The organism is Cryptosporangium sp. NPDC048952 (assembly GCF_043197895.1).
Lineage (GTDB): Bacteria > Actinomycetota > Actinomycetes > Mycobacteriales > Cryptosporangiaceae > Cryptosporangium.
This window is the reverse complement of sequence record NZ_JBICTY010000011.1, coordinates 1-25,932: the sequence shown is the minus strand read 5'-3', so window position 1 is coordinate 25,932 and position 25,932 is coordinate 1. Positions and strand designations below refer to the sequence as shown.

Sequence of the window (25,932 nt, the reverse complement as noted above, 5' to 3'; positions counted from 1 at the left end):
GGCCGGTGACTAGGCGGCCGTCGCCGCGGCGTAGATCGCCGAGGCAAGCAGCGGAGACGAATCGAACAGCAGCGGACGGCTTCGGCCGTCTGGGTACTGCAGCACCGCGACCGTGTACGAGGTGCCGCAGTCGATTCCGACGAGGTAACCGGTCACCGATGCGTCACTTCGCGGTGGTGGTCGGCGTAACGGGCCGGTCCGGCGGCGCAACGGTGCACCGGCCGTCGGTGCGTTCACGCAGGTAGGCGTCGAACTGCTGTAACCGGACGCGATCGACCAGATAGGGATTCACGACGATCGGAGTGCCGTAATACACGAGGTGGTTGACCGCAACCATCTGCTCAGACGACGTCTGGTCGACGCCGCACTCCTGGATCAACGCGCGCCGCTCACCCACCAACCGGGAGCGCGACAACGGCCACTCCCGATCCAACAGCGCCGGTAGTGTGCCGAGACCCTCCACGACCGGGGTGTAGAGGCACCAGACGAACCCGCGGTTTCCCGGCCCTTGCCGGTAAGCGCATTCCATCGGCATCGCCCAGAACACCTGGTACGGGAACCCGCCGGTGTAGGCAGGGCTGTAGCTGATGCCGTCCGGCGTCCATCGCAACGCCGAAACCGGCTTCCCCCGCCACCGCAGCCAGCCGACGACGTGGCGCATGTGCCGTTCGACCAGCGGCAGGAGAAGCAGACCGACCGCGACTGCCGCGGCGATGCCGATCACCCGTGCGGCTCCGCTGCTGTGCTCGGCCAACCACCGAACCACAAACCCATCGGCGACCAAGAGACCCGCCAGGAAAGGAACGACGGCGAGGCTGGCGGCCGCGCTGGGAACCCTGGTGATCAGAATGTTCGCTTCGTCATCCCCCGCCGACGGTCCCGTCCTCATCGCTCCATAGTGCATTCGGGCGCAGGTCGCAGACTTGCGTTAGGCAGAATCCCTGGTCTGCTTCTGCTCACTACGATGCCTCGCTGGTGAGTGCCCGCCGACCGGACTCAAGTTTCATCCATTGCTGTATTCAGTTGTTGATGTACTGTCTGCGGCGCGGAGACGGTGACCCACGGCGACGTGCTGGCCCGATTCGGGCACGCGCTCTCGGATCCGGTGCGGGCGCGCGTGTTGCTGGCACTACGCGATGACCCCGGTTACTCGGCCGATCTGCTGGGCACGTCCCGGCAGAGCCTGTCCAACCACGTCGCCTGCCTGCGCGGCTGCGGTCTGGTCGTCGCACAGTCCCCGAAGGGCGCCGCACTCGCTACGAACTCATCAGACCCGGCTGTGGCACGCGCTCGGTGGCCTGCTCGGGCTGGTGCAGGCAGTCGACCCAGCCGCCTGCCCGGACGCCGACGAGAAGGGCTGCTGCCGATGAGCTCCCGCTGATCGCCCTCGGCCCGTCCCCGGACCGCCGCACAATGCTTGCCGGGCGGGTGCGGCCGCTGGTCGCGGCCACGATCACGTACAACGCGATCGAAGCGGTCGTGGCGGTCAGCGCCGGAACCCTCGCCTACTCGACCGCACTGATCGGCTTCGGCCTCGACTCGGTCGTCGAAGGCTCATTCCGCTGGTGGTGGGCCGACCCGGTCGCCGGCTGTGATCGCCGCCGTCGCGGCCAACGAGGGCCGCGAAGCCTGGCGCGACGGCACCTGCTGCGCCCCGACCAGAGCTCTGGTCGCACGCCCGGCCGTGACGGCGCAATCAGCGGTGGCGGGAGCGCAGACGACTGCTGCGCTGGCGAGACCTGAGGGTCGACTCGTCGATTCCTCGGTGTTGCGAATCAGGACTTTCGCCTCTGCTTCTTGCCTCGTGGGTAACCGACGCTGTGCTCAGAACCCCCGTCCTGAAAGGAGCCGGGCCATGCATGCGCATGTCGGAGACGAGATCCTGCTCCAGCCACCAGGCGCCGACCATCCGACCCGCGAGGGGGAGATCGTGGAGGTGGCTGGCCCGGACGGCCAGGCGCCCTATCGGGTGCGATGGGACGACGGGCACGAGTCGCTGATGTTCCCCGCGCCGGATGCCCGGTTACGGCATCTCTGCGGCTGCGGCTGACTCGCCCGCTTCACAGAGCTCAGCAGCGTGCGGATCGGCGATCCGCCGCGACGACCAAGGAGGGACAATGGCCGACGGACCGGCATGGTATGCACCGAAACGGTGGATGTATCGCCGCGGTCGACCGGGGCGGCTCGCCCGGGTGATGAACAACTTCTCCATCTGGCTGTATGCCCACGACTGGCTGACGTTCGGCCGCGCTGCGGTCCTCGAAGTCAGAGGACGACGTACAGGCAAGACCATCTCCCTTCCGGTGGTCGTCGCCGATTACCACGACGCCCGGTATCTCGTCTCGATGCTGGGCGACGGCGCCAACTGGGTGCGGAACGTTCGCGCGGCCGACGGTGAGGCGATGCTGATCCAGCACGGGAACCGCACGGTGCGGCTGGTCGAGTTACCGGCCGATCAACGCGCGCCGATCCTCCGTCGGTACCTGGAACTCGCGCCGGGCGCCCGCCCCCACGTGCCGGTCACCCGTACCGCTCCGCTGAGCGAGTTTCAGCAGGTCGCCGACCGCTACCCCGTCTTCCGCATCGACGATCCGAAGCGCCGAGCGTAAACCGAACCAGGCCAGGGCAGCATCAGATCCCGGCACCCCGTCGTTATCCTCGGCGTGTGAGCCGGGTAGGCATCGATTTCGGAACTTCTACGACAGTCGCCGTCCTAGCAAGCCCGGGCCGCCCACCCCGGCCCCTCCTTTTCGACGGCAGTCCCTGCTGCCCTCCGCGGTGTGTCTCGACCCGACCGGACGTATTCTCACCGGCCGTGACGCCCTGCACATGGCGTTGACCGACCCGACCGCGTTCGAACCGAATCCCAAACTCCGCATCGACGACGCCACGCTGCTGCTGGGCGGCACCGACGTACCGGTACCCGCCGTGATCGGCCGTGCTCCAACGGGCACTTACCGAAGCGACATCGGACCCTGCGGCCCTCGACATCGTGCTCACCTGCCCGGCGAGCTGGGGCGCCGCGCGACGCGCAGTGCTGCTCTCCGCCGCGCCGATCGGGGCCACGCTGATCGATGAACCGATCGCGGCCGCACAGTACTTCGCCGACGTCGGCGGGACGACGATCCCCGACGGCGGCACCGCCGTGGTCTACGACTTCGGCGCCGGCACCTTCGACGCGGCGGTGGTCCGACGCACCGGAAGCACGTTCGCCATCCTCGCGGCCGACGGCGTCCCGGACTGCGGCGGACTCGACATCGACGCCGCGATCGTCGCCCACCTCGCGCAAGCGTTCACCGACGCCACCGCATGGCATCGGCTCGAACAGCCGACCAGCGCCACCGAGCGGCGTGCACGGGCGCAGTTATGGACCAATGTCCGTGAGGCAAAGGAGATGCTCTCCCGCACCAGCAGCACCCTGGTGCACATGCCGCTGATCGAGGTCGACGCTCCGCTGAGCCGGGAGGACCTCGATCGGCTCGCCGCTCCCGTGCTGGAGCGGACTGCCGCCTCCGCGCGGGAGGCGCTGACGAAAGCCCACGTCGACGCCAGTGACCTCACCGCGATCATCCTGTCCGGCGGCTCCAGCCGGATGCCCGCGGTCGGCAGCACTCTGCACCGCGCGTTCGGCATCCTCCCGGCCTCGGTCGATCAGCCCGAACTCGCCGTAGCCGAGGGCAGCCTGCTCGCTGGCGCCGCCGCGACGACCCGGCACGTAGCGAGCACCACACCCCCGGTGAACACGCCGGCAGGTGAGACCGCGGCCTTTCCCGACCACCCCGGCCCGGCGGCCACCCACTCGGCCGAACAGCCACCACCCACCGGATGGCGGGCCCGGCCGCTCGCCACAGCGGCGGCGTTCGCCGCGGTACTCGCCGTCGCAGTGGGCACGGCGATCGTCATCGCCGACCGCGACGACAACGACAGCCCGAACAACCAGAAGGCCCAAGCGGCGAACAATCTGACCGGGACACCGGTCAGCTCGCCCTCGCGCTCGGTAAGCCCGTCGCCGACCTACCCGGCCGGCGTGGACCCCTGCCTACTCGGCACCTGGCGATCAGAGAAGCAACACATCTATGCTGATCTCGACGGAGGCCGTGCCCTGTTCACCGGTGGCGGCGGCACCCTCTACACCTACCGCGCCGACGGCACCTCAACCGCGGACTACAGCCGCACCCAACCCCGCACCGGCTCCCTCAAGGGTTCCCGCTATTCGTCCGTCATCCGACGTTCCGCTACCACGCCGAGAACAAGACGCTCGACGAGTCCCCCACCACGGAAACCTTCACCCGCAACGGCCAAGTCGTAAGCCATACCAAGTCGAGTACTTCCTCGAACCGACCAAGTACACGTGCTCGGCCACAGATATGTACATGTACAGCACTACGGCCGACGACTTGGCTACCCACTGGGTCCGCGTCATGCGCTGAGTAGCGTTCGGGGGCCAACTAGCCGACCGGAACGAGGCTAACGAGGCCCGCGACGGCATCAGCGGCTCGCTCCCGGTCCCACCACCGCCGGTAGTCCTCATCCGCGGTCATCAGCGCGACATGGGTTCCGCGCTGCACGACGGCACCACCTCCCAGCACTAGCACCTCGTCGGCGGTCTCGCAGCCCATCAGCCGGTGGGTGATGAGGAGGGTCGCACGCCCCGCGGTCGCCGTCAGCAGGTCAGCGGTCAGCGCGTCGGCGGTTGCCGGATCCAGGTTCGCGCCCGGCTCGTCGAGCACGACGATCGGGAAGTCGGCCAGCAGCACCCGGGCGAGGGCCAGCCGCTGCCGCTGGCCGCCCGACACCTCCTTGCCCCGCTCTCCCACCGGGGTGTCGAGGCCGCGCGGCAACGTGCCCACCCAGTCGGCCAGCCGCGCCTGCCTGAGCGCCGACCAGAGCTCGTCCTCATCGGCGTCCGGGCGGGCGATCAGGAGGTTGTCCCGGATCGTCGTGTCGAACAGGTGGGCGTCCTGCGCGCACCACCCGACGTGCCGGCGCACCGCGTCGGGATCGAGAGCACGGGCGTCGGTTCCGGCGAGCGTGAACCGGCCAGCGGACGGGTCGAGGAAACGCACCAGGACCGCGGCGAGCGTGGACTTGCCCGCGCCGGACGCGCCGACGACCGCGACGCGCTGCCCGGCCTCAAGACGCAGGTCGATGCCAGTGAGCGCGGGTGACGCAGCTCCCGGCCAGCGGGCCACGACGCCGTTGAATACGAGCGGGAACGGTGACGACGGCGCCGGAAGCGGCCTGGCCGGCCGACCGGCCGCTCCTGGCGCAGAGAGCACTTCGCCGACACGGGCGGTCGATCGGCGAACGCGGGATAGCGACTGTGCTGCCGCCGGGAGGCCGCCGATCGCCTCGGACGCGGCCAGCGGCAGCAGGACGACGGTCGCCAGCAGGACGCCGCTCAGCTGACCGTTCCGGACCGCGGCCGCGCCGGCGACCAGCGCGCCCAGCACGGCGGCGCCGCTGGCGAGTGCGAGAAGTCCCGCGCCTAGGCCGGTGGCGAGTGCGGAGCGACGCGCACTGCGGGTGAGCCGGCGATCGAGCGCACCGGCGGCCCGGAGTCGCTCGTCCAGGGCTCCGACAACCGCGAGCTCGGGCGCGTACGTGAGCAGCTCAGCGACCGCCGCGGTCAGGGTCCCGCGGTCGTCCGCCGCGGCGGCCTCGGCGCGGCGGGCGAGTGCCGCCGACAGCCACGGCACCACGACGCCACCGACGAGCAGGGAGACGCCGAGCACCGCCCCGGCCACCGGGAGCAGCAGCGCGGCAACCACGGTGCTGGCCGCGCCGGTCGCCACCGCCACCCCGGCGGGAAGGAAGACACGCAGATAGCGATCTTGCACCGCGTCGACGTCAGCGACGAAGCGAGCCAGCAGGTCGCCGCGCCGGAACGCCGGCAGGCCAGCCGGGCCGACGCGGACCAGCGCGTCGTACACGCGGGCGCGAAGCCGGGCGAGGATGCGGAACGTCGCGTCGTGGGCCACCAGGCGCTCGAGGTAGCGCAGCGCGCCGCGGCCCAGCCCGAAAGCGCGCACCGCGGTCACAGCGACGGCCAGATCAAGCACCGGTGGGTGCTGCGCCGCCCGGCTGATCAGCCAGCCCGACGTGGCGAGCAGCGCGATGCCGCACCCGAGCGCGGCGGCTCCGGCCGCGCCGGCTCCGGCCAGCCGTCCGTGCTGGCCCTCCGCGGTCACGGTCGTCATGCCGCCACCCGCTCGCGATCCATCCGGACGACGTCGTCGGCGAGGGCCAGCAGCGCCGGCCGGTGCGCGACCAGTACGACGGTCCGGCCCCGCACCAGCCGCCGCAGGGCGGCGAGGACCGTGTCCTCGGTGGTCCCGTCGAGGTTGGCGGTCGGTTCGTCGAGCAGCAGCACGGGCGCGTCGCGGAGGAATGCCCGCGCGAGCCCCACCCGTTGCCGCTCGCCGGCCGAGAGTCCGGCGCCGTCGTCGCCCACCGGGGTGTCGAGCGGACAGCGCAGATCCGCGTCGCGGGCGGCGGCCGTGACCGCGGCGTCACCGGCGGTGGGAGCGCCGAGGCGGATGTTGTCCGCGACGGTTCCGGCGACGAGCGCTGGCCGCTGCGGTACCCAGGCGACCCGCTTCCACCAGGCCGCCGGGTCCAACGCCACCAGATCGGCACCGCCCACGGTCACTCGGCCGTCGTCCGGACGAACCAGGCCGAGCAGCACCGCGAGCAGAATGGACTTGCCGGCGCCGCTCGGTCCGGTCACGGCGGTCACCGTCCCGGGCCGGACGACGAGCGAGAAGCCGTCGAGCACGGGACCCGGTCGGTCCGGGTAGCGCACGGTCACGTTCTCCAGCCGCAGGGCGCCGGCCGGGACGTCGGTTCGGGTCCCGCCGTCCGGCAGCGGCTCCTCGAGCACCGCGAACACGTCGCCGGCCGCCTCGAGGCCCTCTGCGCTGGCGTGGAACTGCGCACCGACCTGCCGCAGCGGCAGGTACACCTCGGGCGCGAGGATCAGTACCAGCAGGCCGGTCCGCAGGTCCAGCTCCCCGCCGACGAGACGCAGGCCGATCGAGACCGCGACCAGGGCGACGGAGATCGTGGCCAGCAGCTCCAGCACCAGCGAGGACAGGAAGGCCGCCCGCAGGACGCCCATCGTGGTGCGGCGGTAGTCCTCGGTCACCCGGCGCACGATCTCCGCCTGGTGCTTCGCCCGGCCGAACACCATCAGCGTCGGCAGTCCGGCCACGACGTCGAGGAAGTGCCCCGCCAGCCGCGAGAGCGCGTCCCACTGCCGATCGGTGCGGGCCTTCGTCCACAGGCCGACCAGGATCATGAAGATCGGGATCAGCGGCAGTGTGACCGCCAGGATGACTGCGGTCAGCCAGTCGGCGACGAGCAGCCGGGCGCCGACCAGGACCGGTACGACGACGGCGAGTACCAGCTGCGGGAGGTAGCGCGCGAAGTATCCATCGAGCGCGTCGACGCCGCGGGTGGCCAGCGCGGAGAGTTCGCCGATCCGCGTCCCCGGCAGGACGCCCTGGGTGGCGCGGCGGAGCAGAGCCTGCCGGAGCGACGACTTCACGGCGGCGGACGCCCGGACCGCGGCGGCCTCCTGCGCCCAGGTCAGCACCGCCCGGGCGCCGATCACCGCGCCCAACCAGATCAGCGGACCCGCGGGCAGCGCGGCGCCGTCCAGGAAGACGCTCACGACGACACCGGCGAGAAGCGTCGCCTGCGCGACCAGCAGCGCCGCGGAGGCGGTTCCGATCACGACACTCGCGGCCAAGAACGTGCGTGTCGCGACCGCGTACCGCAGCAGCCGCGGATCGAGCGGGCGCATCAGCGGTCCCGGATCAAGGCGGAACCCACCGCCGGGGAGACCGGCGCGGCCGGGATGTCGCGCATGCCGATGCGCTTGCGGAAGACCCAGTACGTCCAGCTCTGGTACAGCAGCACGATCGGGGTGAAGATCACCGCGACCCAGGTCATGATCATCAGCGTGTACGGCGTCGAGGACGCGTTCGTGGTGGTCAGGCTGTAGGCGTCGGCGGTGCTGGACGGCATGACGTCGGGGAACAGCATCGTGAACAGGCTCGCGACGACGAACACGATCGCCGCGCCGGTCGCGAGGAACGCCCAGCCCTCCCGGCCTCGCCGGTTCGCCACGGCCGCCGCGAGAAGCGCGGCGGCCGCTCCGAACACAGTCGCCCAAGTCACGGCCTTACCGATCGCGAACTGCGTCCAAAGCAGGAACGACGCGCCCACCACGATCGCGACGACCGCGATCCGGCCCGCCAGCGCATTGGCCCGCTCCCGGATGTCGCCGCGGGTCTTCAGGGCCAGAAACACCGCGCCGTGCAGGAGGAACAGCGTCAGCGTCGCCGCGCCACCGAGCAGCGCGTGCGGGTTGAGCAGTGTGAAGAACGTGCCGGTGTACTCGGCGTCGGCGTCGATCGGCACACCGCGGACGATGTTCGCGAACGCGACGCCCCACAGCAGCGCGGGCACGAACGAGCCGACGACGATGCACCAGTCCCAGCCGCGCTTCCAGCCAGCCGACGGCCGCTTGCCGCGGTACTCGAACGCCACGCCACGGACGATCAGCGCGACCAGGATCAGCAGAAGCGGGAGGTAGAAGCCGCTGAACAGCGTCGCGTACCACTCCGGGAACGCGGCGAACGTCGCGCCTCCGGCCACCAGGAGCCACACCTCGTTGCCGTCCCACACCGGACCGATCGTGTTGATCAGCACTCGGCGCTCGGTGTCGTCCCGGCCGAGCACTGGGAGCAGCATGCCGACGCCGAAGTCGAAGCCTTCGAGAAAGAAGTAGCCGGTCCAGAGGAGCGCGATCAGCAGGAACCAGACGGTGGTGAGTTCCATGACACGTCCTCAGTAAGCGAAGGCGAGCGGGCGCCCGTCCGCGGTGGTCTCGTCCTCGGCTCCGCTCGGCACCGCCTCCGGGCCGGCCTTGGCGTACTTGACCATCAGCCCGAACTCGACCACGGCCAGCGCACCGTAGAGCAGCGTGAACACGGCCAGCGAGAGCACGATCGTGGCGCCCGAGACGCTCGGCGAGACGCCGTCCGCAGTGCGGAGCGCGCCGTACACCACCCAGGGCTGCCGGCCCATCTCGGTGAAGATCCAGCCGAAGGAGTTGGCGAGGATCGGGAGCGGGATCGCCCACACCGCCACCCGCCACAACCAACGGGGCACGTGGCTTCCCCACCCGCCGTCCCCCGTTCCCACGGAGCCGGCCGGGCCAGCGGCGGTGGGGCTGATCGGTGCTGCGCCGGTCGCGGAGCGGCCGCGCCGCGCGCCACGCATTGTGCCGATGAGCCACCGGCCGGGTCGGCCGATCAGGAACAGCAGTCCCGCCGCCACTGCGGCGGCAGCCAAACCAGTGCCGATCATCAGGCGGAACGACCAGTAGGTGACCGGCACGCTCGGCCGATAGTTACCAGGTCCGTACCGCGCCTCCTCGGCGCGCTGGACGTCGTTGATCCCCTCGACCTCGCCGTCCCAGCTGCCCGTGGCCAGGTACGACAGCAGCCGGGGAACCCGGATGCTGAATACTTCGTTCTTGCCGTCCAGTGAGCCGATCGTGAAGACCGAGAACGACGCCGGTGCGACCGTGTCGTACAGTGCCTCGGCCGCGGCCATCTTCATCGGCTGCTGCTCGGTCATGATCTTCGCCTGGATGTCGCCGGAGATCACGGTGCCGACCGCGGCGACCAGCATCACCCAGGCCGCCAGCTTCAACGACGGACGCATGACGTCCTGATTCCGTCCCCGGCCCAGATGCCAGGCGCAGACACCGATCATCAGCGCCGCCGCGGTCATGAACGCCGCGAAGACGACGTGCGGGAACGCTCCCAGCGTCGTGGAGTTCGTGAGGACCGCCGGAAAGTTCGTCAGCTCCGCGCGGCCGGTGTCCTCGTTGATCTGATAGCCGACCGGGTGCTGCATCCAGGAGTTCGCGGCCAGGATGAAGTACGCCGACAGGACGGTGCCGATCGCCGCGACCCAGATCGTGGCGGCGTGGACGCGCTTCGGCAGCCGGTCCCAGCCGAAGATCCACAGCCCGAGGAACGTCGATTCGAGAAAGAACGCCAGCAGACCTTCGATGGCCAGCGGCGCGCCGAAAATGTCGCCGACATACCGGGAGTAGTCACTCCAGGCCATACCGAACTGGAATTCCTGGACGATGCCGGTGGCCACGCCCAGCGCGAAGTTGATCAGGAAAAGCTTGCCCCAGAACTTCGTCGCCCGCTTGTAGGGCTCCTTGCCCGTGCGCACGTAGGCGGTCTCAAGGATCGCCACCAGTACCGACAGCCCGATCGTGATCGGCACGAAAATGAAGTGGTAGACCGTGGTGATTCCGAACTGCCACCGCGCGATGTCGAGCTGATCCATCCCGTCCTGCCTCTCGCCCCCGCCGGCCTGTCCGGCCGGCCCGGCCAGGTCCGGCCGCGCAGAACCACCAGACCATCCGGGGGGCGAAGGCGGTCAGGGCCGAAAGTCCCGTCGCTGCAGGCCTTGAGCACATTGGCGGTGTGACGCGCTGGTCTCGCGGCACGGCGGGCGTGGGCCACCGTGGTGTCACCAGCCGGTGAAGCCGCGTGTGGATTCGAGGATGGCGACAGCTTTCGCGGCACCCATTTCCAGTGCGAGGACGTCAGTGATGTGGGAGTCGTGCGGGGCGGTGCTCAGTACGCAGTGGCCGCCGAGGATCTGGCCGATCGAGCTGATCAGGGGAACGCCGAGGTAGCTCTGCAAACCGAAGCGGGTGACGAAGGGGTGTTCGGCGTAGTCGGGGTGCCGCCGTGGGTCCGGGACCACGTGCGGGCGGCCGCTGGCGACCAATGGAGCGCAGAACGCCCACTCGACGGGGATCGCGTGCCGGTGAAGGCGACGCTCACCGATGTCCACCGAGTCCGGGACGCCGTGCAGTCCCACGCAGATCTGGGTTGTCCTGTTCAGCAGGGTGACCGCGCTGATCGGCGTCTCGGTCCACGTCGCCGATCGGGCCGCAATGTCATCAAGGGCCGTGAAGACCGCTCGACTGTTCCACCGGAGCGACTCGACCTCCTCTAGGCGTGCGCGGTCGCAGATCGCTGGTTCGATGTGGGCAAGCATGGAGTCGTCTCCGTTCTGGCGAGAGTCGGTCGGCGGGCAACTGTGCCGATCGACGCCTGGCGCCGGCTGCTGAGACCAGTCGGCAGCCTGCACCTGTCACGATCCGGCGCTGCATCCGTTCGGCACCGGCGGGAACAGGTCGCGGATCGGTCGCTCGTGCGCGAAGGCGGCGGACTCGCCGACTCCCGTGACCGGAGCCGGTCCGACCGGCGTCGGCCGTTCTGGGAGAGCGCACAGTCTGCGACCGCGGCGTCGATGCCCGCAGGAGCTCACCTCCTGCCGGCCCCCGACGGCGTCGGTAGCAGCACCCAGGCGCCGAGGAGGTTCAGTGCTCTACCAGAATCCGGCCGACTTCTGCACCGAGTACGCCAAAGCGCACGACCAGAACGAAAATGGGAAATTCGGCTCCACCTCGACGCTGGAGGAAATCACCGTCGTCAGCCACACCCGGGACACGGCGCGGGTCGCGGCTCGCTGGTACACCTGGGGCCATGACCCGATTCCGGGTAGTACGACTTGACGGAGCGCACTTCCTTCATCCTGGCCAGGGATTCTGACGAGTGGCGCCTGCACTCTGAGGAGCATCTCGGCTACGAGTGACAAGATGCTCTGCTCATTTCCTACTGCTTCCCGGTGCCCGGTTGGCCACTGACGGCTGTGGTTGCGCGGGTGGCGCGCAGGCTCCAGGCGATCGAGACGCCGATCGTGGCGACGATGACGCCGAGGGTGACCGGGATGGGCAGCTTACCGACCGGGGTCTCGGACAGGATGAGCTTGACACCGAGAGCGGTTGTGCGCGCGACAGCTCGCCGATGAAGTCCACGCACTGCCCTCGTTCATGGCCCAGCACGCACTCGAGCGGCCGCGTAGGCCGAGAAGGCCTCGGGCTATGAGTTCCGGCATGAATCCGGGCTGTGATTCAGAACCGCGATTTGGCCCACATGAGCGCCGCGATCCCTGCCGCGAGGACCACGAAGAATCCGAGCACCGCGAGAAGCGCGAAAAGAACATCGAGGCGCTCACCCGACGGCCTCCCGCCGATCGGGCTCGAACCGGTAGCCCATGCCCGCTTCGGTGATCAGGTACCGCGGTCGGGCCGGGTCGGGCTCGAGTTTCCGCCGGAGCTGCGCCACGTAGACGCGCAAGTAGCCGGATTCTTGTTTGTACGCGCTGCCCCAGACGTCGTTCAGCAACTGTTTGTGGCGGACCAGCCGTCCGGGGTTGCGGATGAGGACTTCGAGCAGGCCCCATTCGGTGGGCGTCAGCCGGACGTCGTGGTCGCCGGCGGTGACGCGTTTGGCGGCCAGGTCGACGGTGAACGCGTCGGTGGTCACGACCAGCGTATCCGGGGCCGGAGTGGCGTGGCGGAGCGCGGCGCGGAGCCGGGCGAGCAGCTCTTCCATGCCGAACGGCTTGGTGACGTAGTCGTCGGCACCGGCGTCCAGCGCCAGTACCTTGTCGTCGGTCGTGTGGCGCGCCGAGAGCACGACGATGGGCCCGTCGTACCAGGGGCGCAGGCCTTCGATGACTTCGATGCCGTCGAGGTCGGGCAGGCCCAGATCGAGCAGGATCAGCTCCGGGTGCCGTTGCGCGGCGGTCTGGAGGGCGGCGGCGCCGGTGGGTGCGGTGTCGACCTCGTAGCCGCGGTCGTTCTGGCAGCAGTACGGCAGCGAGGAGGTGATGGCGGACGGCCGTGCGGCGGACGCGACGGCCGGCCGCGACGTACTCAGCCTCCGATCTCGGCTTCACCCGGGTACAGGCGCTGGCGCGCTGACTCGCGGGCTTTCGTCGTGCGGCCGATCGACGCGCCGGACTGGTTGGAAGGGCTGGGAGGCGCGCCCTAGCTGTACTTCGCTGGAGGAGGTCAGCATGCGCCGCGCGGGGAATCCGACTGGCATGTTGCGACCACAAGCGGTCAACGACTTAGGTTTCCGTGCGGGAGCACCTGCGGGCCGGTGGGGCGACAGTGGACGTGCCTGCTGCGCTGCCGACCGCGGCGGGTGAGGCCATGTTGATTCGGCAGCTGCTGCAGAACCTGCTGTGCAACTCGATCAAATATCAGCACCCCGACCGGCCCTGCACGATCACACTCACCGCTGATCAGGAGGACGGCGTGTGGACGGGGTCGGTGACCGACAACGGCATCGGCGTCCCCGTCGAGCACTGAGCCCGGGTCTTCGACATGTTCACCCAGCTCGACACCTCTGCCCGGGGCGACGGCATCGGTCTGGCCACCTGTCACCGCATTGTGTAGCGGCACCGCGGCCGGATCTGGGCCACCGAAGGCCCCCGCGGCGGCACCTCGATGTCCTTCACCCTTCCGGCTCCGGCGTGAGTCTGCTCGCTCACTGTCCTGCCGCGCTCGGCGTCGTGTGTTCGCCGCCGTTTGGCTACGGTGACCGCATGGACCCGGAGGCTGCCAAGACGGATGCTGCGGTGATCGCGCGGGTCTGCTCCGCCGGTGGGCTCATCGCCTTGAGCGCTGTGTTGGAACCGTTGCCGCACGACTTCCCGGCGGCGGTCCTGATCCTCCAGCACACCTCACCGGAGTACGACAGTCATCTCGCCGAAATCCTCGACCAGCGCACCGCGCTCCCGGTCCGCGCCGCCACCGACGGACAACCGATCCTCGCCGGACAAGTCTTCGTCGCACCGTCCGGCCGGCACCTGCTCGTCACCCCGCAACGCACCCTCGCGTTGATTCCGTCCGGACGGTTCCCTCCGTCACGCCCCTCTGCCGATTTGCTGTTGACGACCCTCGCGATGGCGGTCGGGCCGCAGGTGATCGCCGTCGTGTTGACCGGAGGCGGCCAGGACGGTGCGACCGGCGCCACCGCGGTGCATCACAGGGGTGGCCTCGTCCTGGCGTCCGACGAGGCCACCTCGCAGTATTTCGCCATGCCCCAAGCCACGATCAGCCGAGACAACGCGATCGGTCTCGTGTTGCCGGTCGACGAGATCGGCCACCGTCTGATCGAACTGACCAGCGCGCCGATTCTCGCCGGGCCCTTGTCGGTTCCCTCACTGCAGCCGAACCAGTAGCGCGACTCGCGGGACCAACCGCACTGGTCCGCGTGACGCCCTCGCCGCGGCCACCCCCCACCATGACTCCCTCAGCCCTGCGGCTCCCGGCAAGTTCCGCGACGCACGATCCACCGGATCAACTGTCGCGGCGAATAGCCGTGGCCTGGAAGACAACGCCAGAGCACGGCTGCACGAACTGATCGGCCCCGACGCTCAGATCGACGACCGTCAGCTCGTCGCCGGCCACATCCGCTCGTTCAACGCCGCCGGACCCCAGCTCCTCGGCGCCCTCGCCGCCGGCGACCACGAAACCACCGCGGCACGCGCCCACCGGCTCCGGCGCTGCGGCCAACCTCGGTCTTGACCCGCTCGCCGATCTCTGCGGTGCACTAGAAGAGCCCGCCCGCGCCGGCCGGTTCCCCACCGACGACGAGCGCAACGCGACCATCGGCGCCGCGGCCGCCGAACTCGACCGCGGCCTGACCCTCCTCAACCGGCTGGTCCTCGAAATCGAACCCCTTCACGACACGCGTCCGTGCCGGGCATCCACGCGCCGCTCGAATCCGACAGCTGACCGGCACACACGCTGTCCGCTTCCATGGGTTGGCGTGAACCGAGTCGCCGCGTCCACCGGACCGAGCATCGATCGGAATGCTTACGGGCAACAGCCGACTCGGAAGGATCGCGGGTCAGGGTGCCCCGGAAGCAGCCGGCGCCACCGCGGCTAGAGCAACCCGGTCATGCCACGGGTCACTCTTTCTCCGCCGCTGGTTCGCTCGGCGGCTGGACCCGTACTCTGTGGCTGATTGTTCAATTCCATTGTGGACGAAAAGAAGCAACGGTTTGGTCAGCTTGCCGGACCGTGCCGGGGAACGCGGGCCGGCCACCACCACGGCTTCTCGACCGGGCGGCAGCGCAGTCTCCCGCCCGTCCACGCGCGTAACGCCATGTCGACCCGGCGGGCCCTCACTCCGGGACAGATCAGCGTGTTCACCGCGATCGGTGTCCGGAGTCGCAGCAGGTTCTCCGCGATCCGCCGCTCCGCAGTCGCCGCTCCTGGGTCGGACCCCTCACCATGCGGCATGCCTACCCTCAACGCGGCGTCCTGCCGATCAGGCGGCCACGCTCCGGCGTGAGATCGAGGCAGAACCACCATGATTCGTCATGGCCGGCACGAAATTCAGCCGCTGCTACCGCCGCCCACCCGGCCTCCACGTCCGCCTCACCAACGACCGCCCCGGACCGCAACGGGAACGCCCCGTAGTAGCGAAGTCCGTCCGGCCGCAATTCCATCGCCCGGCCACTTCGGATGGCCCGCCATCCGCGACGAGCCACCAGGTCCGTGGCACCGTCGGCGAGCATCGGCGCGCCCCAGTCCACCAGCCAGACCGCGGGCAGCACCCACAGCAAGTACAACAGCACTCCGCCGCCTGCGGCGCGGATGATGAAGACCCCCGCGAGGGCGGACTGGGCGGGTCGTCGACGTCGACGTCGACCCAGCCGTGATCGACCGCGACAACGGCGCCACCGGACCCTCCGGTGTTCGTCATCGGCCGGGTGCGCTGGGACGACGACAGCGGGACTCCCGATACCTCGTATGCCCGGAACTGGATCCGTGGCCACCCAAGCCAAGGCCGGTCAACCGTGCGGCGCGCCCACCGCGACGCTCTGTGGCCAGCCCGCCGGAGCGCAGAACGTGTGCCTGATGCTCGACATCGTCACCGGTGATCGTCTCGGCGAGGTTATCCCGGCGCCCGGGCTTTCTATTGTGGATACGCTGGCGGCTGACGCCGTCCGCTACCGGCACAGCGGGCGGCGTCTCCTCCCCGCCGGGCTCGTGCTCGCCGCATCCGGCGCCATCGCCGAACTGATCCTCGCGACCTTCTTCTGAGCGCAGAGGGGAGAGACGGTGAACGACCTTCCCGAGGAGCCCCTCTCCAGCGGCGCGGAGGCGTTCGTCGCCGAGTGGCTGCGCGGGCGATTTGAGCCACCGCCGTTGACCGCGGACCAACGCGCGGTGCTGCTCGAGGCAATCGGACGGTGTTATGCGGCCGCCGGAATGGCGGCGCCGGACGCGGTGATCTGGGCGCAGCATCCCGTTGACGGCCGGCTCGCAGCGACCAGGGCCGCCACCGAGCTGCGGCGCCGCCGCACCGTCGCGGCAGCCCCCCGCCTTCGATGGTCGGCACACCTGGGCGCGGCGGTGCGCACGGGCGTAGCCGTCGGCGTCCGCTGGCTGCGGCTCCACGCGCATCACGCCGCGATCGGCGCCGGCAGCGGCGCCGTGGTTGCAGCCGTCCTGCTGTCGCCCTTGTGGCTGTGGTGGGTGATCAAGCGCGACGAGTCTTGGCCCTTCCTCCTGGCCGGCAGCGCCGCCGGTGCGGCCATCAGCGCCGCAATCGGACGTTGGGTTGCCAGCGACACCTGGCGCATCGAGACACGCGCGAAGCGGCTCGCGACCCACCAAGCCGCTACGGCGGCATCGGTGGCTGAAATGCGCAGCACCTCCTCCCGCATCGCCGCCGCCTGCCTCGGGAACGACAGGGTCCGCAGCCGGGAGAGAAGGCGAGCTCGGGAACTGGTCGGAAACCCGATCGTGGACGCCGTCCTCACTCTGGACACGTTCGTGCGGTGGGGCGCGCCGGACCGGGCGACCCGTTCGGCGACGGCGGCCGTACGGTTGGTCGACGAAGCGCTGAGCGCCACCGGCCGACTCGCGCGGGCGCGGCGGAAACCACCCCCGGCACCCGAGTTGTGGAGCGATCCGGACAGGACCCGGGAAATCGGGCGCATCGCTTCGCTGGTCTGGCTGATCGAGCGCGGTGCCCTCCGCCCGCGCCCCGACCGGCTGGCCGTCATCCGCGCCTTCGAGCATGTCAGCAGCTACGATTGGTGGCCGCATCCGGATTTCGTCGCCGTCAGCGTCGGCCCGGAACACCTGCACGTCGAGCAAGACCCGCAGGGCGGGTATCGCCTGCATCAGGCCGACGGCCCGGCGGTGCGCTGACCGGACGGCACCGAGTTGTCCTGCTGGCACGGCTTGCTCGTACCACCCGATCTGGTGTCACCTGGATGGCACGTGCGCAGGATCCACGAGGAGACAAACAGCGAGATCCGGCGCGCGGCCATCGAGCGGATGGGCTGGCTGACCTACTCCGAACGCGCCGGACTGCAGTGGTCGCCACCGCCCCCGACCCGGGCAACCCGCCCCATGAGCTGGTCCTCTACGAGGACGTCTTCCACCGGCTGGGCAACGTACACGTGCTGGTCATGACCAGCGGCAGCCCCGACCGTGACGGCAGACCGCTGCGCTACGCCGAACTGGTGCCCAGCTCATTCCGCGATCCTGTCGAAGCCGCCGCGTGGCACGACGATTGCCCGGTCGACGTGTACCGGCAGCTCAGCCGCCGGACCTGAGCAGCTCCGGGCAGCGCGAAGCCGCAGGAGCCTTACCGCCCTCGAAACATGTGCACGCCAGCAGCACCGCGGACATGGTGATTCGTCGTTGATCAACGCACGGCGATCTGCCACACGCGCAGTCCGGTCGTCTCGTCGATTGTTGTCACCTGCAGCCGTTTCTGGTGAAACTGCAGAAAACCGTGCAGGCCGTTGAGACCGCTGACGGTGGCGATCGGGCGACCGGTCTCGACGAGCCAGACCCGGGCGGTGCCGTCCGCGCTGGCCGTGGCGAGATAGCGACCGTCGTCGCTGAATGTCACCGCCGTCACCGGCTTCCCGTGGACGACGAGGGGCAGAGCCTTCAGCGTCATCTCTCGCGAGGCTTTCGACAGACGGTCAACCGCCCAGCAGCGGACGCCGCCTACCGTGTCGGCCGCGGCCATCTGCCCAATTCCACTACCCGAGGAAGTCACGGCCACCGCCGGGCTCGGCCCCGCATGGACCGTCGCGACTCCATCACTGGAGCGCTGCCGATAGTGCAAGACGCCATCGCTGGTGGCGGCCACGATGGCGTGGCCGAAGGCCAACGCCGTCACCTCGCCCGCCAACTTGGTCCACGTCGCACCCGCCTCGGTGTAGTAGGGGCCCCAGGACCGGACCGCGCCGGCGGGTGTGGCCACGGCGAGGTACTCACCGTCCACCGCGGTCAGGCCAACCGTCGCGCCGACCGACTCGGCCGTACCCCGCCGCAGGCCCGCTTCGGCCGACCACGTCTCGACCGCACCGTCGGCACGGACGAAAGTCACGGTTCCTTCGCGCCGAGCATCGAATACGACCGCGCGCACCGGCTCGCGAGAATCCACGCTCCGCAATTCCTGCCACTGCCCGATCGTCCGCTTCGCGCTCCACGCCCGCCCGGTCTCATCGGTGACGATCAGATAGGACAGGTCAGGTGCCGCGTAGGCCGCGGACACGCCAGCCGGCACTGTGAACTGCCCGACCTTTCGCAACTCCGCCGCGCCCGACAGCCGCGGTTCGGCAGGCGGACGCTGCGTCCCGCTGTCGCCTGCGACGAGACGAACGCCGACCAGAACCGTCACGAAACAGACGGCTGCGAGGACACCGCCGAGTAGCCTGGCCGGGCGGCGTCCGCGCTGACGGGCACGCCGCACCGGAGGGTCAGGCTGCGTCAGCCGCGCACCAGCCTCCTTCGTCGATTCGGTGACGACGGCGGTCACAGGCGCCAAATTCCCGGTCTCCCCGGCAGCATGTCCTATGCGTCCCGGGTCGCGCGTGGGGCCCTCCGGGACCAGCAGCGCTCCGGACGCCACCACCAGCTCGGGGCTATCGACGAGGACCGGCGCGATTCCGAACTCGCGATGCAACAGCGTCGCGACTAGCGGCATCCGGCATGCCCCGCCGACCAGAAACAGCCCGGTCGCTTCCGGGGCGCCGCGCAGCACATCGCGCACCGCGGCGAACGTCTGGATCACAACCGGCTGGGCGATCTCCTCAACGGTCTCCCGGCCCAGCGGAAGGTCGATGTCGAACCACGGCACACGCACCAGGGTCGAGGATCGGCGGGAAAGCAGCTCTTTGGCCGCACGCAGATCAAGCCGGAAACCGATCGCCGCACGCCGATCGGCGACCGTGGTCGGCGCCACGAGCCGTTGCCACATCTGAGGGTCACGCCCCGCGAGAACCGATCCGAAGTGTTCGAAGATCGCCTGGTCGACGTCCAGGCCACCGAGGTCCGGTAAACCGCGGCTCGCGACCACAGCGACATCGTGGACCAGCGTGATATCCGTAGTGCCCGCGCCGAGATCGTAAATCAGCCAGCTACCGGGAGACCGGGCGGCAGCCGCCGCTGGATGTCCCTCCTCGAAGGAGGTGGCCACGGAATGCGCCGCGGCGACCGGCTCTGCCACAAGCGAGACTCCCGATAATCCGGCTCGTGCTGCCGCGTCGGCCAGCAGCCGGGTTCTCTGGGGCCCCCAGGCCACCGGATGGGTCAGCCGCGTCCGGGACGGCGGGCGACCGAGGACCTGGTGCGCTTCGGCGGCCACCCGGGAGAGCGTCGCGGCGATCACCTCGACGATCGGGTACTCCAGGTTACCCAGCAGCAGAGTTCCGTCGTCGATACACCGCTTGGGATGGGGTTCGAAACAGTCCGGCGCCCCACCCGCGGAGCGCAGCGCGTCGCGGCCGGTCAAGAGCGTCCCGTCGAGGTCGGCGACGACCGCCGAGGGAAGACTAGGAGAGCCGTCGAACAGCAGCGGCATCCGAACTCCGCCGTCCAAGCCGGCGACCGCGACCGTGCTGGTCGTTCCCCAGTCGACACTCAGCTCACCGGCGGCCACCCCGACGAGCCTACCGAGGGGCGGCGCCACCGTCAGTACGTCACCGGTGCCCGCCGACGGGGCACTCGGGTCCGCGCTGCGACGCGCCGCTGCCACCCGTCAGAGCGGCGAGATACGCCAGGTCGACACACCGGCCGGGGTGGCCGTCGTGACGTAGAGGTGCCGCAGGCGGAAGTCCAATGGTCCGACCAGGCCGGTCAGCCCGGACACCGTGGCGATCGGCTTGCCGTTCTCCGACAACCAGATGCGGAGCGTGCCGCCGGTGTCCGCAGTGGCGAAGTAGCGGCCATCCGCGCTGATCGCCACGAACGCCGCCGGGTATCCGTGCGCAACCGCAGCCACCTGCGTCAACGAACGGGACGGATTGCCCTCCGCGACAACTTCGTTGGGCTGGCCCGGCAGTGCCAGCTCATGCCGCAAACGCGGCCGCGCGTCATCCGGAATCCCGTAGATCCAGCAACGCACACGTCCCGTCTGATCCGCCGCTAGCACGGTGGCGCGCTGGTACTCGGTGAACAGCGCGACCGCCTGCACCGGACCGACCCGCGCCGAAAGACGCTCGACCAGCGAGTTGGTCGTCACCGAATCCCAGACCCTCAAAACACCGTCCCGGCTCGCTACGACCAGCAGGTCGTCGTGAAACGCAACGGCATCGACCTCGGCGGGGACCATGAGCTGTCTCAAGGTGTCAGTATCGATGTAGGGCCACCAGGCCCGCAGTTGCCGGCCGCGCCAGGCCACCACGGCCGCGTCGCGGCTAACCGCCGCTCGGTCTGACCTCCTGCCCTTCTGTACGGGCGATCCGCGCGCTCCCGTCGCCAGGTTCCAATGATCCAGCGTGCCGTCGGCTCGCAGGCCGGCCGCCGACTCGTCCTTATCGGGGCTGAAGACGACCGTGACGACGGGCGCGGCCGACCCGGACGGCAGCGGTTGCCACGACCCGGTCGACAGAAGTCCACTCCACACCTGGCCGTTGTCTCCGCTCACCAGCACCCGGGCGGCACCCGGACTCAGATACGACGCACGCACGGTTTCCCCCGGCGAACCAAAGCGGCCGATCCGCTCGAACGTGGCTGCCCCGGAAATCAGCGGACCGCGCGCACGAGGAGAAGGCTGTCCGCCGTCGTTGCTGTTCCAGACGCCCGCGAGCGCCACCGCCAGCAGCACCACGACGGTCGTCGCGATCCCGCCGAACGCCAGCGTTCGGCGCCGCAGGACCGAATGGTCGCCGAGCCAGCGTTTTGGAGTGCTGAGCGCCGGGGAACCGGAGGGGTCCGCCGGTGTTTCGGCCCGATAGCCGGCGGACGCATCGGGCGGCGGCGAGGCTACAGACACATCACCGGCGGGCGAAATCACCACAGCCGTCTCCGACGAAGACTTGACCAGTAGTGAGCCGAGAGCGACCACGGTCTCCGGGTGCTCGACCAGTACCGGCGCTAGCCCCAACTCCCGATGCAACAACGTGCTGACTAGCGGCATCCGGCAACCGCCGCCGACCAGCAACACGCCCTCGATCGGCGGAGCAGACCGCAGCAACTCCCGCACCCCGCGCAGCGTCCGGGCCAACACCGGCTCAGCGATCTGGTCGAGCAACTCGCGGCCAAGGGGAACCTCCACCTCGAGCAACGGCACATGAAGCACCGTCGACGAGCGTCGCGACAACACTTCCTTGGCCAGCCGCACCTCCGCGCGGAACGCCATCCCCGCCCGGCGCTCGGCCGCGGTCTCCGGCCCTACCAGCCTCGCCCACGCCTCGGCGTTGCCCCGCGGGAGCACCACGGCCAGGTGCTCCACGATCGCTTGATCGATGTCGAGGCCACCGACATCACCCAGCCCGCCGGTGGCGAGCACGGTCCGGCCCTGGACCACGGTGAAATCGGTCGTGCCCCCACCGAGGTCATAACACAGCCACGTTCGGTCCTCCCCCAGCTTCGACGCGGCGTATGCCGCGGCGGCCACCGGTTCGGCGATCAGCAACACCTCGCCCAGCCCGGCCTGCGCGGCGGCCTCCCGCAGGATGCCGGTGCGCCGAGGACCCCAGGCCGCCGGATGGGTCAGCCGCACCTGCGACGGCGGCCCGCCGAGCACCCGCCGCGCCTCGGCACGCACCCGCGCCAAGACCGAACCAATCAGCTCAGCAACCGAAACCTCCCGGCCGTCCAGCAGCACCGACCCGTCGTCGATACAGCGCTTCGGATACGGCTCCACCGCCGCCGGGGCTCCACGTGCCGCGCGCAGCGCGTCCTGACCGGCGAGCAAGTCGCCGTCGGGCTCCAGGAATACCGCTGACGGAAAGCTGGGTGAGCCGTCGATCAACAGCGGGACAGGTGCTGCGCCATCCACGTCAACCACCGCGACAGTGCTCGTTGTCCCGAAATCCACGCCGAGAAGACCAGGCACGCCCGTCAGCGTAGAAGCGACGCCCCGCGACCGACTCGGCCGTCCGGCCCGTGCCGCCTCCGACAGCAGTTGCTCCGTGCCCATCCTCGCTACAGCGACGGTCGGCCTCTGGGCGACTCACACTCCCACGCTCCATCGGCATCGGCGCCCACCGCACAGACGGCACCACCGAGCCCCATCGCCGCACTCAGGAGCCGGACAATACGTACATTGACTCGCGCCTGCGGAACTGGCTGACCTACCCGCGACTAGGGCTAAGCTCGTCAGATGACGCGCCGCGCTGCACGGATGTGTCCCGTGATGGCGGCAGCAGGCCAGCAGTCGATCGCCGAGGGTCCCGAGGCCGGCGGATCCGGGGCCGAGGACCTACGGGCATTGTTCGGACAGTCGATCGCCGTCTTCGCGTCGCTCGCCGGCCCGGAGCACCGGGTCGAGGCGGCCAATCCGGCGTTCTTCGCCACGATCGGCAAAAAAACGCACCCGCACCGGCGTCGCGTTGACCGACCTGATGCCCGAACTGGCCGATCAAGGCTTCATCGATCTGCTCGACGAGGTCTACCGCACCGGTGTGTCCTACATCGGCCGGGACGTCCGGGTCATGCTGGGCACCGGCCCGCAGGCCCGTGAGGTGTTCTTCGACTTCACCTACGACCCGCGCCGGAACGCCAAAGGCACGGTGACCGGAACCCGGATGATCGGCGTCGAAACCACCCAGATCATGCACGCCCAGCAGCTGATGGCCGAGCACCGCGCGCTGCTCGAGCAGATCGCGCGGCCGGCGCCACTGGCCGAAATACTCGACGGGATGGCCCGCTGCATCGAAGACCTCGCACCGGACGACGTCCTCGTCTCGGTCCTGCTCGCCGATCCCGACGGCCGGCACCTGCGGCACGGCGCCGCGCCCAGTCTGCCCGACTTCTACAACGACGCCATTGACGGCATCGCCACCGGTGAAGGAGTCGGCTCCTGCGGCACCGCCGCACACCGACGCGAGCCGGTCATCGTCACCGACATCGCCACCGACCCGTTCTGGACCGACTTCCGGGACCTGGCCGGCCGGGCCGGACTGGCGGCCTGCTGGTCCACGCCCGTCCTGGCCCGCGACGGCACCCTGCTGGGCACGTTCGCCATGTAGCACCGCGTCCCCCCGTGTCCCGCAGGACACCGACCTCGCCCTCGCTCGGGTCTTCGCCAGTACCGCCGCGCTGGCCATCGAGTGTCACCACATCGAAGAGGCGAAGGCCGCCGCGGAGGCCAGCGCCAAAAAGGCTCACGACGCGCTGGCTGAAGCGGTCCACGCGGAGCGGCAGCTGCGGGCCGACGCCGAACAGCGGGCCGCGAAACCCGCAGAGCTCACCACCCGGGTCCGCGCCGCCGCCACCGCGCACTCGGTCCAGCCGCGCCCTGAGCACTGCCAGCTCGGCGGCACCTCCTGCTGCACCGCGCCGGCGGAGGTCAAGATCGCCGATGCCTGGGGCGACTCGGCATGGGGCTGCCCCATTCACGTCGAGGAAGCCATGCTCACCGTCCACTCGCGTTCCTCGCCGGCGAAGAATTCGGCGGCCTCGGCGCGTACATCAATCGCTGACCAACTGCGGGTCCGCCACCGCCACGGCGTAGTCGTGGTCAGCCGACTGCTACGCAGGCACGGAAGCCGCCGAGCCCACGCGACATCGCATGGGCTCGGCGTCGGGCTGGGCCGGTCAGGCGTCGAGGCGTGCGCCCGACGGACAGGTTCTAGGGCCGTGTGTAGCGCGTCGGGTCGAAATCGCGCTGATAAGTAGGCCCAGCTGCGCCGCGATTCGCCTGCGTTCGCCGCACCTCCGAGGTGGCCGTCCGGACAGATTCCTGAGCGGTGGCCGCCGTCGCGTGGCACCAGAGGGTCTACGAGTAGACGGCCGCGAAACCGAACCAACGCCGGTTCGCTTCGTAGCATGATGTCTACTAAGGCGGCTGACGGTCGACCGTCGTGGGCTGGACGCCCTCCCGTAGCGGCTATGGGTTTCGGTGCGTCCCACCGGGCTCCGTCTCTGGGAGGTTCAGGTTGATTACGACGCGAACGATTGGACGAGCGCAAGCCGACCTTCGCCAGGATCCACCGTGCTGATGCCGCCAGGGCCTGTGGGGTTCCTGCTCCGCGCGCAAGGAATTCCGCTACGGCGGGTGCCGCTTTATGTGATGGGTGCTGCTGTTTATCAGGCGATGGCTCTTCGGCCGGCCTACCGCAGTCTCCTCGCGTCCGCTCAGCTCATGCGGCCTTGGAGTTACTCGGCTTCGCCGCGCGTCCGGTAGCTGCCGATGTGCGCGTCCACCGTCTCGTCCGGCTGCCCGGCACCCCGCAGCAGCAGTTGGCAGGTGTCTAGAGCCGTGCGCCGGTGTGGGGGACCCGTGGGGTGGATGGCCACCTGTTCGTGTGGTCCGACAGCTTCGACCGGGGCATCGACGTGGGCATCTGCCACGCGACCCCGCTGGTCGGGACTCTGTCGGCGGACGGTGAGGATTTAGCTGTTCCTGCAGTTATGGAAGTGAACGGCGGAGTGCGCGCGCTCGCGGCAGGTGCGATGGCAGTTCTTCCACGTCCGCCGTTCATCGCATCCTGGAGACATGTTCCGCTCGAACACACGCCCGTGAAGACTGTGCTCACCCGCGAGCGCGCGGCGATTGACCAAGGCGGCCTAGCGCTGGCGCAGGTGACCCTCGACCTGCTGGCGGCCCTGTCGGTCCTTCGCGATCTGCATGATCTGTCGTCGCACTACCCGACTCTGGGCCGCCTACTGCGGCACGAGGCACAGCTGCCGTCCGCCGCCGGCGACGAGGCGGTCACTACATGGCCGCCGGCATGAGAGAACAACGCTCCGTGGTCGTGATGCGTGGAAGGAAGTCGGCCCCTTGAGGAGCGACGGCGACCGGATCGCTGCCCGCGGATTTCAGTATCAGTACTTGCTGACCGTCGAGAGAATTCTCGATCTCCCGGCGCACGAGCGGTTCGGCGCTGTGAGAGTTGAGGGCTGTCCTGCGGCAGAGCCCGCCGGAAACTCAGCCGACTTCGTGGACTTCGACGTTCTGGATGTTGATGGCCGGTGCCTCGCGGCAGTTCAGGCGAAGACTAAGGGACCGGACTCGCCGATGCCCGCGCCTGAGGTGTTGCAGATCCTCCTTGGGTTGATTGCCGGTGCGGACGCCCGCGCCTACGAGCTGGTCACCAATGGCATAGGTACGCCCGGCGCTTGCCGCCTCGCGGAGATCCTGAGAACTGGCGACCCTGAACAGATCCGCACGCGATTGGGGGAGTTATTCAGCAATGCTCCGATGCGCGCCGCGCAGCTGCGTGCCTTGACCTCGGACAGTTTCCTGCGCCGGGCGCGCAGCCGCTGCTTGGTCCGCCGCCGCAACTCGCGGTTCTCCGCCTCGAGATCACTGTCGGCAGCCGCCGTCCTCACCACGCACGCCGACGCCACTGGAAACCAGCAGCTGACCGGCACACCTACGGTTGACTGGCGCTGAATCCGCTCGCCCGCAGAACGGGGCGCCCGCGACGCTCCGGCTGCCGGTCAGCGGTGGATGTAGGCGCCCAGACCACCGAATTCTTCGCTGGCGATGAACACCGACCGGACGCTGATCATGGCTTCCTCGACGTGGTCCGGGC

Annotated in this window: 23 protein-coding genes and 4 pseudogenes; 14 read left to right on the top strand and 13 right to left on the bottom strand. The window is 69.6% G+C overall.

Annotated features, from left to right (window positions below; all coding sequences use genetic code 11):
- Positions 1 to 9: 9 nt before the first annotated feature.
- Both ACGFY5_RS42705 and ACGFY5_RS42700 read right to left on the bottom strand, forming a co-directional pair.
- On the bottom strand, positions 10 to 156 hold the full coding sequence (locus ACGFY5_RS42705) for a hypothetical protein (protein ID WP_392730470.1): 147 nt from the start codon (positions 154 to 156) through the stop codon (positions 10 to 12).
- Between the two features lie 7 nt (positions 157 to 163).
- Positions 164 to 889: a hypothetical protein gene (locus ACGFY5_RS42700; protein ID WP_392730469.1), complete on the bottom strand. Its 726-nt coding sequence runs from the start codon at positions 887 to 889 to the stop codon at positions 164 to 166.
- Positions 890 to 1,054: 165 nt separating this feature from the next.
- Here ACGFY5_RS42700 and ACGFY5_RS42695 point away from each other — a divergent pair.
- The 5 genes and pseudogenes from ACGFY5_RS42695 to ACGFY5_RS42675 all read left to right on the top strand — a co-directional run bounded on the left by ACGFY5_RS42695 (position 1,055) and on the right by ACGFY5_RS42675 (position 4,309).
- Positions 1,055 to 1,370: pseudogene (locus tag ACGFY5_RS42695) on the top strand (ArsR/SmtB family transcription factor).
- A 43-nt stretch (positions 1,371 to 1,413) separates the two neighbouring features.
- A pseudogene (locus tag ACGFY5_RS42690) lies at positions 1,414 to 1,557 on the top strand (cation transporter); the annotation flags it as partial.
- Positions 1,558 to 1,855: 298 nt separating this feature from the next.
- A complete protein-coding gene (locus ACGFY5_RS42685; protein WP_392730466.1) occupies positions 1,856 to 2,050 on the top strand; it encodes a DUF1918 domain-containing protein in 195 nt (64 codons plus the stop codon).
- A gap of 67 nt (positions 2,051 to 2,117) precedes the next feature.
- On the top strand, positions 2,118 to 2,609 hold the full coding sequence (locus tag ACGFY5_RS42680) for a nitroreductase/quinone reductase family protein (RefSeq protein WP_392730463.1): 492 nt from the start codon (positions 2,118 to 2,120) through the stop codon (positions 2,607 to 2,609).
- Positions 2,610 to 2,938: 329 nt separating this feature from the next.
- Positions 2,939 to 4,309, top strand: a complete 1,371-nt coding sequence (locus ACGFY5_RS42675; RefSeq protein WP_392730460.1) for an Hsp70 family protein — start codon at positions 2,939 to 2,941, stop codon at positions 4,307 to 4,309.
- A 139-nt stretch (positions 4,310 to 4,448) separates the two neighbouring features.
- Here ACGFY5_RS42675 and cydD read toward each other — a convergent pair.
- The 4 genes and pseudogenes from cydD to ACGFY5_RS42655 form a co-directional block, all read right to left on the bottom strand.
- Positions 4,449 to 7,807 (bottom strand): annotated as a pseudogene (gene cydD, locus ACGFY5_RS42670) (thiol reductant ABC exporter subunit CydD).
- A complete protein-coding gene (gene cydB / locus ACGFY5_RS42665; RefSeq protein ID WP_392730457.1) occupies positions 7,807 to 8,847 on the bottom strand; it encodes a cytochrome d ubiquinol oxidase subunit II in 1,041 nt (346 codons plus the stop codon). Before cydB ends, cydD begins: the two are co-directional and overlap by 1 nt.
- 9 nt (positions 8,848 to 8,856) lie before the next feature.
- Complete coding sequence (locus ACGFY5_RS42660; protein ID WP_392730454.1) at positions 8,857 to 10,380, bottom strand: cytochrome ubiquinol oxidase subunit I; 1,524 nt, start codon at positions 10,378 to 10,380, stop codon at positions 8,857 to 8,859.
- A gap of 186 nt (positions 10,381 to 10,566) precedes the next feature.
- Positions 10,567 to 11,103, bottom strand: coding sequence for a GAF domain-containing protein (locus tag ACGFY5_RS42655; protein ID WP_392730451.1), 537 nt, complete (start codon positions 11,101 to 11,103; stop codon positions 10,567 to 10,569).
- A gap of 328 nt (positions 11,104 to 11,431) precedes the next feature.
- Between ACGFY5_RS42655 and ACGFY5_RS42650 the strand changes: the two genes are divergently transcribed.
- The gene (locus tag ACGFY5_RS42650) at positions 11,432 to 11,623 is read left to right on the top strand and encodes a hypothetical protein (protein WP_392730448.1); all 192 of its coding nucleotides are present in this window, start codon (positions 11,432 to 11,434) and stop codon (positions 11,621 to 11,623) included.
- A gap of 100 nt (positions 11,624 to 11,723) precedes the next feature.
- Here ACGFY5_RS42650 and ACGFY5_RS42645 read toward each other — a convergent pair.
- Both ACGFY5_RS42645 and ACGFY5_RS42640 read right to left on the bottom strand, forming a co-directional pair.
- Positions 11,724 to 11,894, bottom strand: a pseudogene (locus ACGFY5_RS42645) (tellurium resistance protein TerC); the annotation flags it as partial.
- A gap of 228 nt (positions 11,895 to 12,122) precedes the next feature.
- On the bottom strand, positions 12,123 to 12,785 hold the full coding sequence (locus ACGFY5_RS42640) for a winged helix-turn-helix domain-containing protein (protein WP_392730699.1): 663 nt from the start codon (positions 12,783 to 12,785) through the stop codon (positions 12,123 to 12,125).
- A gap of 251 nt (positions 12,786 to 13,036) precedes the next feature.
- On the opposite strand from ACGFY5_RS42640, the gene ACGFY5_RS42635 reads away from it, so the two are divergent.
- Together ACGFY5_RS42635 and ACGFY5_RS42630 are read left to right on the top strand one after the other, a co-directional pair.
- Complete coding sequence (locus tag ACGFY5_RS42635) at positions 13,037 to 13,270, top strand: ATP-binding protein (protein ID WP_392730446.1); 234 nt, start codon at positions 13,037 to 13,039, stop codon at positions 13,268 to 13,270.
- Between the two features lie 236 nt (positions 13,271 to 13,506).
- Complete coding sequence (locus tag ACGFY5_RS42630) at positions 13,507 to 14,145, top strand: chemotaxis protein CheB (RefSeq protein WP_392730444.1); 639 nt, start codon at positions 13,507 to 13,509, stop codon at positions 14,143 to 14,145.
- A 118-nt stretch (positions 14,146 to 14,263) separates the two neighbouring features.
- On the opposite strand, the gene ACGFY5_RS42625 is transcribed toward ACGFY5_RS42630, so the two are convergent.
- The 3 genes from ACGFY5_RS42625 to ACGFY5_RS42615 form a co-directional block, all read right to left on the bottom strand.
- Positions 14,264 to 14,434 carry a hypothetical protein gene (locus ACGFY5_RS42625; protein ID WP_392730441.1) on the bottom strand — a complete coding sequence of 57 codons (171 nt, stop codon included), beginning with the start codon at positions 14,432 to 14,434 and terminating at the stop codon, positions 14,264 to 14,266.
- 82 nt (positions 14,435 to 14,516) lie between these two features.
- Positions 14,517 to 14,651: a hypothetical protein gene (locus ACGFY5_RS42620; RefSeq protein ID WP_392730439.1), complete on the bottom strand. Its 135-nt coding sequence runs from the start codon at positions 14,649 to 14,651 to the stop codon at positions 14,517 to 14,519.
- Between the two features lie 568 nt (positions 14,652 to 15,219).
- Positions 15,220 to 15,549: a hypothetical protein gene (locus ACGFY5_RS42615; protein WP_392730436.1), complete on the bottom strand. Its 330-nt coding sequence runs from the start codon at positions 15,547 to 15,549 to the stop codon at positions 15,220 to 15,222.
- 283 nt (positions 15,550 to 15,832) lie between these two features.
- Here ACGFY5_RS42615 and ACGFY5_RS42610 point away from each other — a divergent pair, with 283 nt between their 5' ends.
- The 3 genes from ACGFY5_RS42610 (at position 15,833) to ACGFY5_RS42600 (ending at position 17,544) form a co-directional block, all read left to right on the top strand.
- A complete protein-coding gene (locus ACGFY5_RS42610) occupies positions 15,833 to 16,018 on the top strand; it encodes a hypothetical protein (RefSeq protein WP_392730433.1) in 186 nt (61 codons plus the stop codon).
- Between the two features lie 18 nt (positions 16,019 to 16,036).
- Positions 16,037 to 17,134, top strand: a complete 1,098-nt coding sequence (locus tag ACGFY5_RS42605) for a hypothetical protein (protein ID WP_392730431.1) — start codon at positions 16,037 to 16,039, stop codon at positions 17,132 to 17,134.
- Between the two features lie 167 nt (positions 17,135 to 17,301).
- Complete coding sequence (locus tag ACGFY5_RS42600; protein WP_392730429.1) at positions 17,302 to 17,544, top strand: hypothetical protein; 243 nt, start codon at positions 17,302 to 17,304, stop codon at positions 17,542 to 17,544.
- Positions 17,545 to 17,636: 92 nt separating this feature from the next.
- Here the strand turns inward: ACGFY5_RS42600 and ACGFY5_RS42595 are convergent, their stop codons facing one another.
- A complete protein-coding gene (locus ACGFY5_RS42595; protein ID WP_392730696.1) occupies positions 17,637 to 19,808 on the bottom strand; it encodes an Hsp70 family protein in 2,172 nt (723 codons plus the stop codon).
- A 177-nt stretch (positions 19,809 to 19,985) separates the two neighbouring features.
- Complete coding sequence (locus tag ACGFY5_RS42590; RefSeq protein WP_392730426.1) at positions 19,986 to 22,286, bottom strand: Hsp70 family protein; 2,301 nt, start codon at positions 22,284 to 22,286, stop codon at positions 19,986 to 19,988.
- Between the two features lie 496 nt (positions 22,287 to 22,782).
- Here ACGFY5_RS42590 and ACGFY5_RS42585 point away from each other — a divergent pair, with 496 nt between their 5' ends.
- From ACGFY5_RS42585 to ACGFY5_RS42575, 3 genes are all read left to right on the top strand, one after another.
- Positions 22,783 to 23,421, top strand: a complete 639-nt coding sequence (locus ACGFY5_RS42585; protein WP_392730424.1) for a GAF domain-containing protein — start codon at positions 22,783 to 22,785, stop codon at positions 23,419 to 23,421.
- A gap of 1,258 nt (positions 23,422 to 24,679) precedes the next feature.
- Positions 24,680 to 25,129 carry a hypothetical protein gene (locus ACGFY5_RS42580; protein WP_392730423.1) on the top strand — a complete coding sequence of 150 codons (450 nt, stop codon included), beginning with the start codon at positions 24,680 to 24,682 and terminating at the stop codon, positions 25,127 to 25,129.
- 97 nt (positions 25,130 to 25,226) lie between these two features.
- Entirely contained in the window at positions 25,227 to 25,790 is a 564-nt protein-coding gene (locus ACGFY5_RS42575; protein ID WP_392730420.1) for a hypothetical protein, read from the top strand.
- Positions 25,791 to 25,932: the final 142 nt, after the last annotated feature.